This is a genomic window from Acidithiobacillus sp. TH-A36, assembly GCF_057473445.1.
In genome coordinates, this window is the sequence record NZ_JBYCKP010000392.1 from 1 (window position 1) to 1780 (window position 1780).

At 51.4% G+C, this 1780-nt stretch carries 1 protein-coding gene; it reads left to right on the plus strand.

Going from position 1 to position 1780, the window contains the following annotated elements; genetic code table 11:
• A partial coding sequence (locus AC2VLY_RS10155) for a Do family serine endopeptidase (protein WP_486922213.1) occupies positions 1-1288 on the plus strand: 1288 nt, incomplete at its 5' end.
• Positions 1289-1780 lie beyond the last annotated feature (492 nt).

Sequence of the window (1780 nt, forward strand, 5' to 3'; positions counted from 1 at the left end):
CAGCAGCACCACCAACAAAGTCATCCACCAACAGCACAACCCGTTTCCGCCAAATTCTCCTTTTTACCAGTTTTTTCAGCACTTCGGCGCACCCGGACAAGCCGGTCCCAGCCATCAGCAGCACGAAAAAATCCAATCTCTGGGGTCTGGATTCATCATCAGCCCGGATGGTTACATTGTCACCGCCGGTCACGTAGTACGGGGTGCCAATCATATTGTCGTCACCCTGACCAATCATCATGCCTATCCCGCCAAACTGATCGGACTTTCGGTGCGCTACGACACGGCCCTGCTGAAAATTGATGCCAAGGATCTGCCCACAGTTCCCATCGGCAATTCTGATCATCTGAAAGTCGGCCAGTGGTTGCTGGCGGTAGGTGCGCCCTTCGGTTTTTACAATACCGTCACCCAGGGGGTAGTCAGCGCCATGAACCGGCCGTTGCCTGATGACGAATACATCCCTTTCATCCAGAGCGACGTGCCGATTAATCCTGGCAATTCCGGTGGTCCGCTCTTTAACATGAAGGGCCAGGTAATCGGCATCAATGATCAGATATACACCAACAGCGGCGGATACATGGGCTTGTCTTTCTCCATCCCCATCAATACCGTCATGCGCGTGGTGCAGGACTTCAAGGACCATAAACCCATTCAGTTCGGGTACCTGGGTGTCGAAGTGCAGGATGTCACACCGCAAATGGCGCAAGCCCTGCATCTTCAGGAACCGGTCGGCGCCCTCGTGGCTTCGGTGATGCCGGGCAGCCCCGCTGCCAAGGCTGGCATCCAGCCCGGTGATGTCATTGTGACCTATGACAGCAAACCGGTTTACAACGTCGGCCAACTGCCGCCCATGGTCGGCAACACGGTTCCCGGCACCCATGCCAGCGTGGGCATCCTTCATCATGGCGTCGCGGAAACCAAAAATGTTCTGGTCACCGCCCTGCCGAAAAACATGGACGAGCAGCCCGGCAGTACCCAACCGGCAGCGCCTGCAAAGACCCTGAAAATCAGTCGGATGGATATTCATGTTCAAAATCTGACTCCAGACATTGAAAAACAGCTGGATGTTCACCATGGTGTCGTGGTGGTAGGCGTCAGTGAAGGCCCTGCCGCCGAAGCAGGCCTGATGCCCGGAATGATCATTCAGCAGATAAATCAGCAGGATGTCCGCACTGTCAGCGAGCTGGCGCACATTGTCGCCGGGTTACCAAAAGACCAACCCATTCCCATGTTGGTCCGTCAGGGTAAAGCGAGCATCTATGTGGTCATTACCCTTGCAAAGAAATAATTTACCGTGGATTAGGCATACCGCCACCTCTTGAACAACAATAGAAACCAGGGATGGAGCAGCGGTACAGCCTTTGTCACATGCTAGGCGATGCCCAGGAAGAAATCGAAATCCAAGGATTTATTCAGGCAGATCAATTATCCGCATTTGGCCTTTCGTAACAGCAGGACTTGAGGACTTTTAACCAAAAGATTCACAATAAACTCACCAAAAAATAGACTTTAACATCACCAGATGGTCATGTTAAAGAGCATCCCAACGCAAGAAATACTGACAAGTGACACGCCTTATCAGGAGTGCTGCCCTCATAGCTTGTATATGAATAGGCTTCGTTAAGATAAAATCATAATCTCGTTTTTACGGAGACAACCTTCCCAGAAGATCCTCCCACAACTAAATGGTTTCTACTGAGCAAAACATCTGCGGGTCCAGGAGATCCAGCAGAAAGATGTCTTTTATATAAAACCCTTCCATTGTTTGGGTTAATCACAA